At 46.4% G+C, this 1,872-nt stretch carries 1 protein-coding gene; it reads right to left on the minus strand.

What is annotated here, in order from left to right; translation table 11 throughout:
- Positions 1-195: 195 nt before the first annotated feature.
- The gene (locus EB812_RS11565) at positions 196-1,635 is read right to left on the minus strand and encodes an ATP-dependent nuclease (protein ID WP_207287380.1); all 1,440 of its coding nucleotides are present in this window, start codon (positions 1,633-1,635) and stop codon (positions 196-198) included.
- Positions 1,636-1,872 lie beyond the last annotated feature (237 nt).

The raw sequence follows: 1,872 nt of genomic DNA on the forward strand, positions 1-1,872 counted from the left end.
ACTTTTACAACCGTTTCCGGCCGCACAGCAGCCTGGGTGGAGTCCCCCCGGAACGTTTTCATGAACAAGGACTTTTAAAGGCAGCCTGATAAGGGTAAAACTAGCTAACAAAGCGCTATTTGCTGTCCGAACAATGGGGACCACCTCTCTGAGCAAGACAAGAAAGGGCCACCCATTTCAGGGCGGCCCTTTCTTTTATTGAGGCAGAAGTGTATCCTTTATCGGCATCATAACGCTGTCCAGCTCTGCTTGAGTCGCACAATTGCAAACCCACGATGCACACATAACTTGCCATAAATGGTCTGTTCCCACGACGAGATCGTTGGCTGCGCTCTTTAGCCAGTCATGATGATTAGGTTGCGCCATTGCTCTGGTCAGAGCATCAATGACGTCTGCGTTACCTCTCCCCAGACGGTTGGCGATGTCAGGCCAGCTAGCAGAACATAATACATCGAATATCGCTCGTTCTGGAGCATCTCCCCCGGGCAAGATTGATACGCCAGGAGCGTTGTCTTGATCTCCATCAAGGAAAACTACTGATGGTCGTCTAAACCTGTTTTGAGATACCATTAAACCAAGATTCATACCGACAGTTGCGGTACCAAATGCCGTTATTGATATTACTGGTGCTATATTTTTATCTTCATGAACAACAATTTCGTTGACCATTATTCTTGCAGCATCGTCCTCGACATAAATATCAACCTCTGGATGATTTTCCTCATCCATTTTTGACATCGCAAACTCTGGACTTACACCGGTAACAGTCGATTTTCCATCGTCTGTCTCAACAATATAGATACGTCCTTCAGGAGGGATTTCTTCAAGGACATAAGGGGAGTGGGTAGAGACAATAACTTGTATTTCTTTGTCTCGAGCGATGTTGGCAATATCACGGATTAGCCTGCGCTGCGCACGAGGGTGTAAAGAAGATTCTATTTCATCAATTATTACAATTGAATATCGCTGAAAATTATGCGCTAGTAATTCTGTCGCAGTGAGTTCACCAGCCCCTTGATGAAATCCCGAATACGGCTGCGTCCCCCTCTGGATTACTGGAACCAACCTATTTGGATCATCTTCTGCCGTAGCCATTCTGGCACTATCATATGCCTTGCCCATTATTGTAGAAAGGCGTTCTGTGACATCATTGGGGAATTGCCGGGCATTCCCTTCTCTGAGGTTGGCTTTAGCAATTCTTGAGTAACCAGAGCGGGCAGCCAGGGGTTGAATCCTACTTAAGTCAATGTAATAAACAAGCCTTTCCCGCCTCTCCGGGTTGCCTCTCCATCTACCAGTACGTTTTCGTACGCTACCAACAAAAGAACCACCCCCCTCACGAACACTATATTTAATCTCAGCACTTACAACATGATCCCAAGGGGTATCAGGAAAAAACCGTGATGCAAACAAGTTGTTGTCAACATTTGGACTACGATAGCTCGAAGCAGACGCTTGGAGAATAGTACTTTTTCCAGACCCATTTTCCCCAACAATCGCCGTGATTGGGTATTTAAATTCAACTCTGTGCCCGGACCATCCCCTAATTCCTGAGATTTCTATCCATTCAAGGCGCTTTGGCCAATGTACACCATTTGCCCATTTTGCTGAAAGGTGACGCATTTCCCTTGACATGAGCCCTCCATTATTTCGTGTAGTCTGGCTAATGAGCCAAAGTTCAAAACTCCCCCGCACAATCAAAACGCCATATAATTTGGAAACATAGAGGTGGTCCCCATTGTTCGGACAGCAAATAGCGCTTTGTTAGCTAGTTTTACCCTTATCAGGCTGCCTTTAAAAGTCCTTGTTCATGAAAACGTTCCGGGGGGACTCCACCCAGGCTGCTGTGCGGCCGGAAACGGTTGTAAAAGT

The organism is Desulfovibrio legallii (assembly GCF_004309735.1).
Classification (GTDB): domain Bacteria; phylum Desulfobacterota; class Desulfovibrionia; order Desulfovibrionales; family Desulfovibrionaceae; genus Desulfovibrio; species Desulfovibrio legallii.